This is a genomic window from Isoptericola sp. NPDC060257, from assembly GCF_042726645.1.
Taxonomy (GTDB): domain Bacteria; phylum Actinomycetota; class Actinomycetes; order Actinomycetales; family Cellulomonadaceae; genus Isoptericola; species Isoptericola nanjingensis.
Genome location: NZ_JBHXAW010000092.1, coordinates 1 through 14,690 on the forward strand (window position 1 = coordinate 1; position 14,690 = coordinate 14,690).

The 14,690-nt window shown below is 76.2% G+C and carries 13 protein-coding genes; 8 read left to right on the forward strand and 5 right to left on the reverse strand.

Features of this window, described 5'->3' with window-relative positions; translation table 11 throughout:
- Positions 1–24: 24 nt before the first annotated feature.
- Positions 25–240, reverse strand: coding sequence for a hypothetical protein (locus ACFWEK_RS09745; RefSeq protein ID WP_430545407.1), 216 nt, complete (start codon positions 238–240; stop codon positions 25–27).
- 248 nt (positions 241–488) lie between these two features.
- Between ACFWEK_RS09745 and ACFWEK_RS09750 the strand changes: the two genes are divergently transcribed.
- The 3 genes from ACFWEK_RS09750 to ACFWEK_RS09760 all read left to right on the forward strand — a co-directional run bounded on the left by ACFWEK_RS09750 (position 489) and on the right by ACFWEK_RS09760 (position 3,029).
- Positions 489–986: an aromatic ring-opening dioxygenase LigA gene (locus ACFWEK_RS09750; RefSeq protein ID WP_430553919.1), complete on the forward strand. Its 498-nt coding sequence runs from the start codon at positions 489–491 to the stop codon at positions 984–986.
- Between the two features lie 123 nt (positions 987–1,109).
- Positions 1,110–1,886 carry a uracil-DNA glycosylase gene (locus ACFWEK_RS09755; protein WP_430545405.1) on the forward strand — a complete coding sequence of 259 codons (777 nt, stop codon included), beginning with the start codon at positions 1,110–1,112 and terminating at the stop codon, positions 1,884–1,886.
- A gap of 60 nt (positions 1,887–1,946) precedes the next feature.
- Entirely contained in the window at positions 1,947–3,029 is a 1,083-nt protein-coding gene (locus ACFWEK_RS09760; RefSeq protein WP_430545404.1) for a DUF664 domain-containing protein, read from the forward strand.
- A gap of 18 nt (positions 3,030–3,047) precedes the next feature.
- On the opposite strand, the gene ACFWEK_RS09765 is transcribed toward ACFWEK_RS09760, so the two are convergent.
- From ACFWEK_RS09765 to ACFWEK_RS09775, 3 genes are read right to left on the reverse strand one after another with little or no spacing between them, the layout of a single operon-like run.
- Positions 3,048–4,370, reverse strand: a complete 1,323-nt coding sequence (locus ACFWEK_RS09765; protein ID WP_430553920.1) for a chloride channel protein — start codon at positions 4,368–4,370, stop codon at positions 3,048–3,050.
- 50 nt (positions 4,371–4,420) lie between these two features.
- Positions 4,421–4,774: an SHOCT domain-containing protein gene (locus tag ACFWEK_RS09770; RefSeq protein WP_430545402.1), complete on the reverse strand. Its 354-nt coding sequence runs from the start codon at positions 4,772–4,774 to the stop codon at positions 4,421–4,423.
- A 1-nt stretch (position 4,775) separates the two neighbouring features.
- A complete protein-coding gene (locus ACFWEK_RS09775) occupies positions 4,776–5,201 on the reverse strand; it encodes a DUF6325 family protein (RefSeq protein WP_430545401.1) in 426 nt (141 codons plus the stop codon).
- A 168-nt stretch (positions 5,202–5,369) separates the two neighbouring features.
- Here ACFWEK_RS09775 and ACFWEK_RS09780 point away from each other — a divergent pair, with 168 nt between their 5' ends.
- Positions 5,370–6,140 (forward strand): hypothetical protein, encoded by a 771-nt coding sequence (locus ACFWEK_RS09780; protein WP_430553921.1) that lies wholly within the window; start codon positions 5,370–5,372, stop codon positions 6,138–6,140.
- A 14-nt stretch (positions 6,141–6,154) separates the two neighbouring features.
- On the opposite strand, the gene ACFWEK_RS09785 is transcribed toward ACFWEK_RS09780, so the two are convergent.
- The gene (locus ACFWEK_RS09785) at positions 6,155–7,237 is read right to left on the reverse strand and encodes a substrate-binding domain-containing protein (RefSeq protein ID WP_430545399.1); all 1,083 of its coding nucleotides are present in this window, start codon (positions 7,235–7,237) and stop codon (positions 6,155–6,157) included.
- A gap of 164 nt (positions 7,238–7,401) precedes the next feature.
- Here ACFWEK_RS09785 and ACFWEK_RS09790 point away from each other — a divergent pair, with 164 nt between their 5' ends.
- The 4 genes from ACFWEK_RS09790 to ACFWEK_RS09805 all read left to right on the forward strand — a co-directional run bounded on the left by ACFWEK_RS09790 (position 7,402) and on the right by ACFWEK_RS09805 (position 14,564).
- The gene (locus ACFWEK_RS09790; protein WP_430553922.1) at positions 7,402–9,594 is read left to right on the forward strand and encodes a DUF2264 domain-containing protein; all 2,193 of its coding nucleotides are present in this window, start codon (positions 7,402–7,404) and stop codon (positions 9,592–9,594) included.
- Positions 9,591–10,619, forward strand: a complete 1,029-nt coding sequence (locus ACFWEK_RS09795; RefSeq protein WP_430553923.1) for a hydroxyacid dehydrogenase — start codon at positions 9,591–9,593, stop codon at positions 10,617–10,619. The genes ACFWEK_RS09790 and ACFWEK_RS09795 overlap by 4 nt, the downstream gene beginning before the upstream one ends.
- Positions 10,620–10,740: 121 nt before the next feature.
- Positions 10,741–13,470 (forward strand): Tat pathway signal sequence domain protein, encoded by a 2,730-nt coding sequence (locus ACFWEK_RS09800; RefSeq protein WP_430553924.1) that lies wholly within the window; start codon positions 10,741–10,743, stop codon positions 13,468–13,470.
- Positions 13,467–14,564: a rhamnogalacturonan acetylesterase gene (locus tag ACFWEK_RS09805; RefSeq protein WP_430553925.1), complete on the forward strand. Its 1,098-nt coding sequence runs from the start codon at positions 13,467–13,469 to the stop codon at positions 14,562–14,564. The genes ACFWEK_RS09800 and ACFWEK_RS09805 overlap by 4 nt, the downstream gene beginning before the upstream one ends.
- Positions 14,565–14,690 lie beyond the last annotated feature (126 nt).

Genomic DNA, 14,690 nt, shown 5'->3' on the forward strand with positions numbered 1-14,690 from the left:
GCGAGGGGCTCGGTCGACTTCGGGTCAGGCGCCCTGGCCGCCGCCGGGCCGGGCGGCAGGGCCGTCGTCGTTGCGCTTCTTGGCCTCCGCCGCCGCCTTGTCGACGTAGCCGTCGACGTTGTCCGGCGTCCGCTTCTTCACCTCGGCCGCCGCCTTGTCGATGTTCTCGTCGGTGGCGAGGTCCTTGATCTTCTCCTTGGCCTTGTCGAACAGACCACCGAGACCCGAGCTCTCGCTCATGCTGCTCCCCCTTCGGCGCCGGCCGGCCCGGTGCCGTCCGGCCGCCGTCCAGACCACCACGCCCGCCGCGCACGCGCGACCGGGGCGAGCCGCACGATCACCGACGGTCGCCCCGGGATTCTTTGTGAAGGACTTCACAAAGAATCCCGGTGCAGGTCAGGAGCTGTGGTCTTACCATAGAGACAGCGCCAGACCCGGCGCAGTCCAGACCGGCCGCGGACCACGCGACCCGGCACCCGGAGGGGACCATGACCACCACCCGCACCACCCAGCGACCGGTTCGCATCATCGGCCTCGTCGCGCTGATCGCCGGCGTCCTGATGATCGGTGCCGGCGCCGCCACGTGGGCCACCGTGAGCACGCAGCTCGCCGCCCAGGACATCACCGTCTCCGAGGACGCCGCGTTCCTCGGCGGAGCCACCGTGGACGGCCCGCTCACCGCGTACGCCCAGGCGCAGGTCATCGACAAGCACGCGCTCGAGGCCACCGGCGGCCAGACCTACGCCCAGCTCGAGCAGGACGACCCGCTGCGCGCCACCGCGATGAACGCCTCGTTCCTGCGGGCCTCGCTGTTCACGTCGGTCGTCGCCTACGGCGTGAGCGCGCTGGTGATGGGCCTCGGCGTCCTCTTCGGGCTGCTCGGCTGGTCGGTGCGCCGCCTCGCCGCCGAGCCCGCCGTCGCCACCGCGACCGTGCCCGCCGCCACGGCCACCCCGGCCCGCGGCCGGCTCAACCCGGCGGTCTGACCCCGCCGCGTCGTCCCGACGACCCCCGCGCGGCCCGCCCTCCCGACCCGGGACGGCGGGCCGTCGTGCGTCGGCACCGCGCGCGCCGTCGTGGGGCCGGCCGTCGTGCGCCACCATGGACCGGTGCCCGCCGTCCCGCCGCCCGACTCCCCCGCCTACCCGCTCGCCGCCCGCACCGCGCCGACGCTGGCGGCGCTCGACGACCACCTCGTGGAGTGCCGCGCCTGCCCGCGCCTCGTCGCGTGGCGCGAGGAGGTCGCCCGCGAGCGCCGCGCCGCCTTCCGCGACGAGCACTACTGGGGGCGCCCCGTCCCGGGCTTCGGGGACCCGGCCGCGCGCGTCGTGGTCGTGGGCCTCGCCCCCGCGGCGCACGGCGCCAACCGCACCGGTCGCATGTTCACCGGCGACCGGAGCGGGGACTTCCTGTTCGCCGCCATGCACCGCACCGGGTTCGCCAACCAGGCGACGTCCGTGGCGGCCGACGACGGCCTGGAGCTGCGCGACATCCGCGTCACCGCCCCCGTCCGCTGCGCGCCACCGGCCAACAGGCCCACCCCCGAGGAGCGGCGTGCCTGCGCGCCGTACCTGGCGCGGGAGCTCGAGCTCGTCGGCTCCGGCGTGCGCGTCGCCGTCGCGCTCGGCGGCATCGGCTGGCAGGCGCTGCTCACGACGCTCGCCGAGCAGGGCTGGGACGTGCCGCGCCCGCGGCCGCGGTTCGCCCACGGCGCCGAGGTGACGCTCGCGCGCAGGCCCGACGACGGCACCACGGCGGGCCCGGGAGCCACCCTCACCGTGCTGGGCTGCTTCCACGTCTCGCAGCAGAACACGTTCACCGGGCGCCTCACCCCGGCCATGCTGGACGACGTGCTGCGGCGCGCGCGCGAGCTCGCGGAGGCCTGAACCGTCCCGCCGCGCGCGAAAAGACGGGCCGCGCGCCGGGCCCCCGGCTAGGGTCGCGGCGTGACCGTGACCATCCTGACCGGCCCGCCCGGCGCGGGGAAGACGACCGTGGCCGCGCTGCTCGGCGCCGACGCCGAGCGCCCCACCGCGACCCTCACCACCGACACGTTCTACCGGTCGATCAGCACCGGGTTCGTGCCCCCGTACCTCACCGGGTCGCAGCGGCAGAACGAGGTCGTCGCCGAGGTGGTCGTCGCGGCGGCGAGCGCCTACGCCCGCGGCGGCTACGACGTCGTGCTCGACGGCGTCGTCGGCCCGTGGTTCCTGCCCCCGTTCCGGGCGGCGGCCGCGCGCGAGGGCTGGGACCTCGCGTACGTCGTCCTGCGCCCCGGCCTCGACGCCACGCTCGCGCGCGCCACCGGCCGCGCGGACGCGGAGCTGCGCGACCCGGCCGCCGTGCGCAGCATGCACGCCGCGTTCGCCGACCTCGGCGACCTCGAGCCCCACGCCCGCGACACGACGGACGAGGAGCCGGCGGCCACGGCCGCGGCGGTCCGTGCCGCCCTCGACGACGGCGCCTTCCGGCTCGCCACCCCAGCGCGCGACGAGGCCCCCGACGACCGCGTCGACCCGCCCCTGCGCGCGGACGAGGTCACCACGCTGCGGGCGTTCCTCGACTACCACCGCGACACCCTGCGCCGGAAGACCGCCGGGCTCAGCGCCGAGCAGCTGCGCACGCCGCACCCGCCGAGCAGCCTGACGCTGGGCGGCCTCGTCAAGCACCTGGCGCTCGTCGAGACGAGCTGGTTCGCCGAGACGTTCGACGGCGAGGCCGCGCTCGCCCCCTTCGACACCGTCGACTGGGACGCCGACCGCGACTGGGAGTTCCACTCCGCTGCGCAGGACTCGCCCGAGGACCTCCGCCGGTTGCTCGACGCCGCCGTGGCCGACTCCGACCGGCGCATCGATTCCGCCCTCGCAGCGGGCGGGCTGGACGGCACGTCGGCCCGGGAGTCCAGGCGTCCCGGCGAGGGCGCGTTCAGCCTGCGCTGGATCCTCGTGCACATGATCGAGGAGTACGCGCGGCACAACGGCCACGCGGACCTGCTGCGCGAGGCGCTGGACGGCTCGACCGGGGAGTGACCGGCGCGGCCCGCGAGGTCAGCCGGCAGCGGCGCGCGCCCGGTCCCTGGCCTCGCGACGCGGTCGCAGCAGGAACTGCTCGGTCGTGTACCCCACGACGACCGCGATGATCACGACCGGCGCCATCGCCGGCGCCCCGGACCCCAGGAGCATGACCACCAGCACGGTCGAGGAGACGGGGAACGGCAGGGTCGCGGCCGTGGCCGCGCCCATGCCGGCCGCCAGGGCCGGGACCGCCCCGTACCCGGGCAGGTCCGCTGCGAGGACGCCGGCGGCGGCGCCCAGCAGGACGGCGGGGAAGATGGGGCCGCCGCGGAGGGTGCCGAGGGACACGGCGTAGGCGACGCCCTTGAGCAGGAGCAGGGCGACCAGCGCCCCGGCTCCCCACGCCGCGGGGTCGGCCGCGAGCGTCGGGAGCAGCGCCTGCCCGGAGAGCGCGACCTCCTCGGGCGACCGGCCGGTGGCCAGGGCGTAGGCCGACGCGCAGACCGCGACCACGAGCGCCCCGACGACCGCCCCCGAGAACGGCCGGGACGCCGCCCGGCGGGCGACCGCCTCGCCCAGCCGGTGCACGAGCCGGACCAGGACCGCGACGAGCACGGCCACCGGCAGCGTCCACAGCACGTCGCCGACGTCGGGCCGGGCCGGGGCGTCGACGTCGGGCAGCGCCAGCGACGCGATCTCGAGGCCGGTCCACGTGCCCATGCCGGTGAAGACGAGGGCGCCGACCCCGGACGCCGCCAGGCTGGGCAGCACGACGGCCGCGAGCCGCGCCCCGGTCACGCCGGTCATCGCCGAGGCCTCCACGACGAACACCGCCCCGACCACGGGACTGCCGAAGATGGCCGACAGTGCCGCGGCGGAGCCCGCCACCGCGAGGACCTGGCGCGCCGGGTCGCCGAGCCGCGCGTCCCACGGCCGCACGAGGACCAGGGCCAGCGCGGCCCCGATCGCCAGCAGTGGCGCCTCGGGTCCCAGCGCGACGCCGAGCGGGAGGCCGGCCAGCGCGGCGAGGAGGACCCCCGGGACGTGGGACGCGGGGACCGGGCCGAGGCTCAGCCCGTGCACCGGCAGATGGCCTCCCTGCCCGGGCAGCGAGCGCACCGCGACGCCGACCATGACGCCCGCCACCGCCAGCCACGGCAGCGGCCACCACCATGGTGGCCCGTCGAAGCCCCAGGTCTCCGGCAGCGTCTCCCAGACCAGGTGGGTCAGCTCGTGCAGGACCGCGAGGAACAGGAACGCGGCCACCGACACCGGGATGCCGAGAAGCGCGCACACGCCGAGGAACCTCGCCCAGGGCCGGCGGGTGGTCGGGTCGTCGGCGACAGCGTCGGTCACGGCTCCTCTTCGGGGTGCGCGGGTGGCGGGTGGCGGGTGGCGGCGCTCGATCAGCCGAGCAGCTTGGCCTTGGCGGCGGCGAACTCCGCGTCGGACAGGATGCCGGCGGCCTTGAGGTCGCCGAGCTGCTTCAGCTGCGCGATGAGGTCGTCCTCCGCCGGCGCCGCGGGAGCCGCAGCGACCTGCGCCTGCTGCTGGGCCTGGAGCTGCGCCTGCTGCTGGGCCCAGGCCTGCTCCTGCGCCTGCTGCGCCTGGTACTGCTGGGCCTCGTACTGCTGCTGCTCGCGCGAGGCGGCGCGACGGTTCATCGCCCTGCTGGTCGCGTTGGCGGTGCCGGTGATCACGGCCGTGCGGGCCATCGTGCCGATCAGGCCGGGCCGGCCCATCCGTCGCATGGGGGGCATCTCAGTTCTCCTTCTCGATCTCGTCGGCGAGGGCGTCGATCGCCTCGGCCGGCACGCGCGTCCAGTCGAGCACCTGCCCGCCGGCGCCGCGTACGGCGGCTCCGAGGCCCCGCGCCCACGTGTGCTCGAACACGAGCATCCCGACCGCGGAGCCCGGGGCGAGCTCGTCCGCGATGTCCTCGACGTCGTCCGCCGCGAGCAGCCCGGCGGGCTCGCCCACGATGCGGGCCAGCTCGTCGGCGCCGCTCTCCTCGCTCGCCTCGAGCCACTCGACCGAGCCGTCCTCGCCCTTGCGCACGACCAGCGCGTCGAGCACGTCGATCGTGCCGGCGTCGACGAGACGCCCGAGCTCCGCGACGATCTCGCCCTTGAAGTCGCTCCGGGGAAACTCGATGAGCACGAGCTCTACGGGTCCTGTGGGTCGCATGTCCTGCCTCTCGGTCGACCTGTCGGCGGAGGGCGGGCATGGCCGAGGCCGTCCGCCCCTGCCCGTCCTGCCGACACTCTGGCACCGCTGCGGACGGTCCGCATGCCGGGCGGGGCAACTCACCGCGACCACCTGTTCCGGGGGCGAAGTCGCAGGTCATCCGACACGATGAGCCGTGACCGCGGCGGCGACCGGAGACCCGGCGCGGGGACGGAGGGCGACGCGATGACGCAGCGGGACGAGAGCGGCCCCGGCAACCCCGGCGACGGCACGGTGAGCCGGCGGGTCGAGCTCGCCGCCACCGTCCTGCTCGCCCTGGCGACCGTCGTCACGGCGTGGTCGGCGTTCCAGGCCACCAAGTGGTCCGGGGTGCAGGCCAACAGCTACGCCGCGGCCGGAGCCGCCCGGGCCGAGTCCACGCGCGCCTCGACCGAGGCAGGTCAGCTCACGGTGATGGACGTGACGGCGTTCGCGTCCTGGATCGACGCCGTCGCGGCCGAGACCCGCGCGGGCCGCGACTCCGGGCTCGCCGAGGACGGGACGTACGAGCCCGTGGACGGGACCGAGTCCGAGTTCCTGTACACGCGGTTCCGGCCCGAGATGGTGCCCGCGTTCGACGCCTGGCTCGCCACCGACCCGATCCACGACGACGACGCGCCGCGCACGCCGTTCCTCATGCCCGAGTACCGGCTCGAGGCCCAGGCGCGCGCCGACGCCGAGCTCGACCGCGCGGAGGACCTGTCGGCCACGGCGCGGCAGGCCAACCAGACGGGCGACAACTACGTGCTGACGTCGATCCTGTTCGCGTCGGTCGCCCTGTTCGCCGCCCTCAGCACCAAGCTGGCGCACCGCACCGCCCGGCGCGGGCTGCTCGGCGTCGCCGCGGTGCTGTTCGTCGTCTCCACCGTCGTGGTGCTGACGTTCCCGAAGGAGCTGTAGCGCGGTCCCGCAGGTCAGGGCGCGGCCGCGCCGCAGGAGCCCCGGACGGTGAGCCGCGGCAGCAGCGCGACGTGCCGCGGCGACCCGTGGGCCCCCGGCACCTCGCCGCCCTCGTCCCCCACGATCCGCCCGACGAGCACGCGCAGCGCCTCGCGGCCCAGCTCGCGGCGGGGCGGGGTGACGGTCGTGAGCGGCACGACGGCGAGCTCGGCGTTCTCGTCGTCGTACGCCACCACGGCGAGGTCCTCCGGCACGCGCAGGCCGCGGTCGAGCGCCGCCTCGACCAGGCGCGCGGCGTGGTCGTCGGTGTGCACGAGGACGGCGCGCGTGCCGGTGTCGCGGCACCGGTCGAGGAACGCGGACAGCTCGCGCTCCAGCCCGGCCGGGTCGCCCTCGCCCTTGGGCAGCGACACGTCCGGCCCCGGCTCGACGCCGAGCCGGGCGACCGCCGTCGCGAAGCCCTCGCGCACGTGCGGGGCGGTCGGCGTCCGGTCGTACACCGCCAGGCCGATCCGGCGGTGCCCGAGCCGCGCGAGGTGCTCGACCGCGAGCACCGCCCCGTGGGCGTGGTCCGACCGGACCTGGTCGAGTTCGCTCAGGGCGGTGAGCCCGTCGACGCGCCGCTCGACGACCACCACCGGCACGGGCACCGACCGCAGCCATGCCGCGAGCTCCTCCGGCGACCGGTCCCGGGTGGTGGGGGCGACGACGATCCCCTGCACCCCGAGGCCGACGAGCCGGTCCACCTGGGCGGCCTCCAGCTCGGGCCGGTACTGCGAGACGCCGAGCACGAGACGGACGTGCAGGCTGGGGGCGAGCGCCTCCATGCCGCGCACGAGCGGCGGGAAGTGCACCGTGGAGCTCGGCACGACGACGCCGACCAGCACGCGCGCGGCCTGCGGCTCCCGGGCCGAGCGCACGGTCACCGCACCGCCGTGCACGCGCGCCAGCCGCCCCGCGCGGTCGAGCTCGACGATGTCGCGGCGGATCGTCACCTCGGCGACGCCGAGCGCGGCGGCCGCCTCCGCCGAGCGCACGCTCCCCCGCAGCTCCACCTCGCGCAGCAGGTACTCGTGCCGGGCCGTGGGCAGGTGCATGGGTGGTCCTCCGTCGTCGTCGAGCGGATCGGGTCGTCGTGGCAGAGCAGCACCGTAGCCGACGATGTCCGGGGATGATCGGAAATGTTCGGACCTTCCGCGACCGCCTCCCGCTGGGCGAGGATGCCGAGGTGACACCCGCCGCGACGACGCCCTCCAGCACCATGACCACAGCCACGACGGGAGGGACGGGGGGTGCCGCGACGTCCGACCCGCGTCTCGCCCCCGCGCGCCGCTGGACCCGCGAGCGGTGGCTCGCGACCGCCGACGGGCTGCTGGACGCCGTCCGCCCCTTCGCCTCGCCGGGCGGCGCGCTGATCACGCTGCCCGGGCCCGTCAGCGGGTCGGGCACCTGGAGCGACGGGCTCGAGGGGTACGCGCGGACGTTCCTGCTCGCGGCGTTCCGCCTGCGGGGCGAGGACGGTCGTGACCCACGCGGGCTGCTCGAGCGGTACGCCGACGGGCTGCGGCACGGCACCGACCCCGCGGGCGCCGAGCGCTGGCCCCGGGTCGACGAGCGGCGGCAGGCCGTGGTGGAGGCGGCGTCGGTGGCGATCGGGCTGTCGGAGACGCGGCCCTGGCTGTGGGACCGGCTCGACGACGGCACCCGGCAGCGCACGGTCGACTGGCTGGCCGGCGTCGTCGGCACCCGCGGGTACACGAACAACTGGCTGTGGTTCCAGAACGTCATCGAGGCGTTCCTGGCGAGCGTCGGCGGCCCCTGGGAGCAGGCCGACCTGGACCACAACGCCGAGACCGCCGAGGCCCTGTACGTGGGCGACGGCTGGTACTCCGACGGCCGGGGCCGCGGCGGACGGCGGCAGAACTTCGACCACTACGCGGGGTGGGCCTGGCACGTCTACCCGCTGCTGCACGCCCGGATCCAGGGCCGCCCGCTCGACGCCGTGCACGCCGGGCGCCTGCGGGCCTACCTCGACCAGGCCCGGCACCTCGTCGGCTCGCGCGGGGCGCCGATGCTGCAGGGCCGCTCGGTGACCTACCGGCACGCCGTGCTCGCCCCGTTCTGGGCGGGGGCGATCGCGGACGCGACGCCGCTGTCGCCCGGCGCCACCCGCGCGCTCACCGCCGCGGTGGCCGGGCACTTCGACGTCGCCGGCGCCATCGACGACCGCGGGCTGCTGCCCGTCGGCTGGCACGGCCCGTACGACCGCGTGCGCCAGCTCTACACCGGCGGGTCGTCGCCCTACTGGGCGAGCAAGGGCTTCCTCGGCCTGCTGCTCGGCGCCGACCACCCCGTCTGGACGGCGGCGCCCGAGCTGCCCGAGGCCTGGCAGGAGCCGCACGCCGTGGCGCTCCGGGCGCCCGGGTGGCTCGTGAGCGCGACGCCCGCCGACGGCGTCGTGCGCCTGCTCAACCACGGGTCCGACCGCGCGATCGAGCACGCGCTGGCGCCCCGCGGCGACGACCCCTTCTACCGGCGCCTCGCCTACTCCGGCGCGACGTCGCCGCAGCTGGGCGCGGCCGACGTCGCCGCCCCGCTCGACTCGCACACCGCGCTCCTCGACGCGCGGGGCGTGCCGTCCCACCGCGACGCCGTCGAGCGCGTCCACCTGGACGACGCCGTGGCCGTGTCCCGCTCCCGGGTCTGCTGGCTCGACGTCCCCGGCGGCGCGCCGGACGACGAGGACCCGGCCGCCGCGCGGCCCGCCGTCGGACCGGGCGACGACGCCGGGTGGGCGGGCCTGCGCCTCGGCCCGGTGCTCACCACCGCCTCGGTGGTGCGCGGCCCCGACGAGGTACGGCTGGCGTGGTGGACGCCCGCCGCGACGGCGGTGCCGGGCCGGGCGCCGGCGCCGGGCACCACGGCCGAGGACCTGGACCGGGACGCCGCGTGGCCCGTCGACCCCGGTCCCTGGCGGCTGCACGTGGGCGGGTGGCCGCTCGCCGCGCCGAAGGACGGGGCGCTGCACGTCGAGCGGAGCGCCGACCGCTCGGGCACCCTGGTCCGGGTCGTCCGCGACGACGGCACGTCGTCGCACGTGCGCGCCCTCCGCGTGACCGGCCAGGACGACGACGCGCCGGACGCCGCGCCGGACGTCTCCCTCGACAGCACCGGGGCGGCACGCCGGACCGGGTCGGACCCGTTCGGCGCGGCGTCCGCCGTGCCCTGGCTGCGCACCTCGGGGCCGGTCGACGCCGGCGAGGTGGTCGCCGCGCTCGTCGTGCTGACGGGCGAGGACGGCGCACGACGCCGGCCTGTGCCCGCGGTGCGGGTGCTGCCCGGCGCGGACGGCGGCCCGCCCGCGGCCGTGGAGGTGGCGTGGCCGGACGGCCACGTCGACACCGTCCCGACGGGCAGGACGGTCACGACGGGCACCGACGGGGCGGCGTCGTGACGCGGCTGCGCGCCGCCTTCGCCGTGCGCCACCCCGACCTCGTCCCCGAGCTGTTCGACGACGCCGCGGTGGCCCGGCTGCGCAGCGTGGCGGACGTGGCGGAGGCCGTGCTCACCCCGGACGCGCTCGACCGCGGCGGCGACCCGGGACAGGGGCCCGCCGGCGGGGTCCTCGCGGACGTCGACGTGCTCCTCACCGGCTGGGGCGCGCCCCGCCTCGACGACGCGCTGCTGCGCCGCGCGCCGCGGCTGCGCGCCGTCGTGCACGCCGCCGGGTCGGTGAAGCCGCTCGTCACGCCCGCGCTCTGGGCGCGCGGCGTGCGGGTGTCCAGCGCCGCGGCCGCGAACGCACGCCCGGTGGCCGAATACACGCTGGCGACGGTGCTGCTGGCGGGCAAGCGCGTGCTCGAGGCCGCGGACGCCTTCGCCGCGCACCGCCGCTTCGACGGCTGGTCGCTGCCCGACCCGCTGGGCAACCACGGCCTGACGGTCGGCGTCGTCGGGGCCTCCCGGATCGGCCGGCAGGTGATGCGGCTGCTCACGCCGTTCGACGTCGACGTGCTGCTGCACGACCCGTGGGTCGACGCCGACGGGGCGCGCGCCCTCGGCGCCACCGCCGTGTCCCTCGACGACCTCGCGCGGGCGAGCGACGTCGTCACCGTGCACGCCCCCGACCTGCCGGAGACCTACCGCATGATCGGCGCGCCTCAGCTCGCCCTCATGCCGGACGCCGCGACCCTGGTGAACACCGCGCGGGGGCGCCTCGTCGACACCGCGGCGCTCACGCGGGAGGTGCTGTCGGGCCGGCTGCGTGCCGTCCTCGACGTCACCGACCCCGAGCCGCTGCCCGGCGACCATCCCCTGTGGGACGCCCCCGGGGCGCTGCTCACGCCGCACGTCGCGGGGTCGCTGGGCAACGAGCTGCGGCGGCTCGGCGACCTCGCCGTGGGCGAGGTGGAGCTCCTCGCGGCCGGCGCGCCGCTCGGGCACGAGGTGCTCCCGGGACAGCTCGGCACCACCGCCTGAGCGTCCCGCGTCGCCGCTGGTCCGGTTTTGCACGTTTCACGACCGGATGCGCGAACTCCTCGCACGATGGGCACGTCCGCCGACGGACAACGCACCCACCGTCACGAAGGAGTGACCCACCGTGGTCGACGTCAGCCGCCGTACCGTCCTCACCTCCGCCCTCGCCGCCGGCGCGGTCGCCGCGCTCAGCGCGCGCACCGCGAGCGCCGCACCGGCCACGGCCGCGGTCCCGTTCGCCCCCACCGGGCACGACCCCGTCGACGTGCGCTGGCTGGAGGGCGGCGCCCCCGCCGCCCTCGCCGGCGGCGCCACCTGGGGCGTGCCCTGGCCGCGCGGCGCCCTGGCCGGCGACCAGGCCTTCGCCCTGACGACCGCGGCCGGCGAGGCCGTGCCCGTGCAGACCTGGCCCACCGCCTGGTGGCCCGACGGGTCGCTGAAGTGGACCGCGCACGCCGTGAGCGAGTCCGCCCCACGTGCTGAGACCTATCGCCTGGCACCGGGCGCGCCCGCGAAGGGCACCCACGCGATCACGGTGCAGGAGAACCCCGGCCGCGTCGTGGTCGACACCGGGGTCGTGCAGGTCGAGTTCGGCCGCCAGGGCGACAAGGTCGTGCGCGCGATCCGCCGCGACGGCGCGGTGATCGCCCGGGACGGGCGGCTCGTCGTGCAGCGGCAGGACGCCCCCGACACCGACCGCGGCGCGAAGGTCGGGTTCGAGGAGTTCGCCGGGACGGTCGAGAAGGTCACCGTCGAGCAGTCCGGTCCGGTGCGCGCGGTGGTCAAGGTCGAGGGCAGGCATCGCAAGGGCCGCCGCGACTGGCTGCCGTTCGTGCTTCGCTTCGCGCTGTTCGCCGGCTCGGACGGGATCCGGCTCGTGCACACGTTCGTCTTCGACGGCGACGAGGAGAAGGACTTCGTCACGGGGCTCGGCGTGCGGTTCACGGTCCCGATGCGCGGCGAGCTGTACGACCGTCACGTGCGCTTCGCCGGGCCCGACGGCGGCGTCCTCGCCGAAGCGGTGCGCGGCGTCACGGGGATGCGCCGCGACCCGGGCGAGGCCGTCCGGACCGCGCAGGTCGAGGGCCGGGCGCTGCCCGACCCGGCCACCTGGGACCAGCGCGTCACGACGCGCCTGAAATGGATCCCCGCGTGGGGCGACCACAGCCTGTCGCAGCTCACCGCGCACGGCTTCGAGATCCGTAAGCGCACGGGCTCCGGGCACTCGTGGATCCGGTCGGACGCCGGAGGCCGTGCGCCCGGCCTCGGCTACGTCGGGACGCCCGCGGGTGGTCTGGTGTTCGGGATGCGGAACTTCTGGCAGCTGCACCCCACGGAGCTGGAGATCACCGGCGCGGCGACCGACGAGGCGGACGCCACGGTATGGATGTGGTCGCCGCGGGCCGAGGCGATGGACCTGCGCTTCTACCACGACGGCATGGGCCAGGACACCTACCCCGAGCAGCTCGACGCCCTCGAGATCACCTACGAGGACTACGAGCCCGGGTTCGGCACGCCCTACGGCGTCGCGCGCACCACCGAGCTGATGTTCTGGGCCCTGGCCGCCACGCCCACCGCCGCGCGGTTCGCGGAGCTCGCCGCGGCGAACGCGACCCCGCCCCTGCCCGGCAGCAGCCCGGACCACAACCACTCCGCCGGCGTGTTCGGGTCCTGGTCGCCGGTCGACCGGTCCACGGCGGCGCGGTCGACCATCGAGGACCGCCTCGACGCGATCCACCGCTATCACCTGGAGCAGGTGGACCAGCGCTCCTGGTACGGCTTCTGGGACTACGGCGACGTCATGCACTCCTACGACGGCGACCGGCACCAGTGGAGGTACGACGTCGGCGGCTACGCGTGGGACAACTCGGAGCTGTCGACGGACCTGTGGCTCTGGTACCACTACCTGCGCACCGGCGATGCCGCCGCGTTCCGGTTCGCCGAGGCCATGAGCCGGCACACCGGCGAGGTCGACCAGTACCACCTGGGCGAGTGGAAGGGCCTCGGCACCCGGCACGGCGTGCAGCACTGGGGCGACAGCGCCAAGCAGGTCCGCATCAGCAACGCGAACTACCGCCGGTTCGCCTACTTCCTCACGGGCGACGAGCGCTCCGGCGACCTGCTGCACGAGCTCGTCGACTCCGACCGCACGTACCTGGTCCTCAATGCGGGCCGCAAGGTCGACGGGTCCACCGGCGAGTACGACCCGGACCCGACGGCGCTCCCGCTGAGCAAGACCACCGACTGGGGCGCCATCGCCGGGGCGTGGCTCACCGAGTGGGAGCGCGGCGGCGACCCGAGGGCGAAGGAGCGCCTGCTGGCGAGCGCACGGTCGATCGCGGCGCTGCCCAACGCGTGGGTCCAGGCCGGCTCCACCTACGACCTGGAGACCGCGACGTTCAGCTCCGGACCCGAGAAGGCGGTGGAGGTCGGCAGCCTCAGCTCCGTGTTCGGCCTGGTCGAGGTCATGACGGAGCTCCTCGACCTCGTCGACGAGCCGGAGGTCGAGGCCCGCTGGGTGGAGTTCTGCCGGCTCTACAACAGCTCGAAGGCCGAGCAGAAGGAGGCGACCGGCGCGGACTGGGGCAGCCTCAACCTCAAGCAGTCGTACTCCCGCGCCACCGCGTACGCCGCCGTGCGCCTCGACGACGACGCGCTCGCCGCGCGCGCCTGGAAGGAGCTCGCGACCGGGCACGCCGGCTACCCGGACGACATGGACTGGGGCACGCACCGCGTGGAGCCGCCCGCCGTCCTGCGGGCGGTCGACGAGGCCGGCTTCTCGTCCAACGCGTCCGCGCAGTACGGGCTCGCGGCGATCCAGTGCCTCGCCCTCGTCGGGGGGAAGCTGTCGTGAGCGCCCGACGTCGCCCTGTCGGCCGGGTCGCGGCGGCCGCGCTCTGCGCGCTCGCCGCCGGCGCCGCGCTCGGAGGTCCGGCCGCGCACGCCGCCGCCGGGCGACCGGGCCTGGACGGCCCCCGCCCGGACGCGGCGCTGCTCGAGCGGTGCACCGGCACCGACCCGGTCGTGTGCACCTACCCCGACCTGGCACCTGGCCACTACGACGTCACCGTCATGCTGGGCGACCGGCACGGCCCGGCCCGCACCGAGGTGCAGGCGGAGGCACGGCGCCTCATGGTCCCCGAGGTCGACACCGCCGACGGCGAGCTCGCCCGCCGCACGTTCACCGTCGACGTGCGCGACCCCGAGAGCCAGCAGAACCAGCCTCCCGGCGAGGGCACCCCCGGCCTCACGCTCACGTTCACCGGCGACGCGCCGCACGTCGCCGGGATCGGGATCCGGGCCGCCGACGCCCGCACCCCGCGCATCGCCCTGCTGGGCGACTCCACCGTCACCGACCAGGGCGGGGCGCCGTACACGGGTTGGGGCCAGCGGCTGCCCGCGCACTTCCGGCTCGGGGTGAGCGTCATCAACCACTCCGGCTCGGGCGAGAGCACGGTCTCGGTGCTGGCCGAGCCGGAGATGTTCGACGCCCTGGTGCCCCAGCTGCGCCCCGGTGACCTCGCGCTCGTGCAGCTCGCGCACAACGACAAGACCACCACCGCCGAGCAGTACCGCGCCAACCTCACCGAGATCGTCACCCGGGTGCGGGCCACGGGGGCCACGCCCGTGCTCGTCAGCCCGATCGTCCGGCTCCGGTTCGACGGCGACCAGCTGAACTCCGCCGGCATGATCGAGACCGCCGCCGGCAGCCTCCCCCAGCACGTCCGTGACGTCGCCGCCGACCTCGACGTCGGCCTCATCGACCTCACCGCGCTGAGCGAGGCCCTGGTCGAAGGGCTCGGACCCGTGGACGCCCAGCCGATCTACCTGGTCCGGGAGACCGGCGACCGCACCCACACCTCGTGGTACGGAGCCGGCGTCTACGCCGACCTCGTGGCCGACGAGCTGCGCCGGCTCGGTCTCGTGCCGGAGCGGTACTGGCGCTGAGCCCTCGCGCCCCCGAGGCTCAGATCCGCCCGCGCACCGGCGTGGTCTGGGCGTCCGTGCCGCCCTCGGGCATGACCATCTCGGCGCGGACGCCGAGCAGCCGCACCTCGCGGCCGGGCTCCAGCC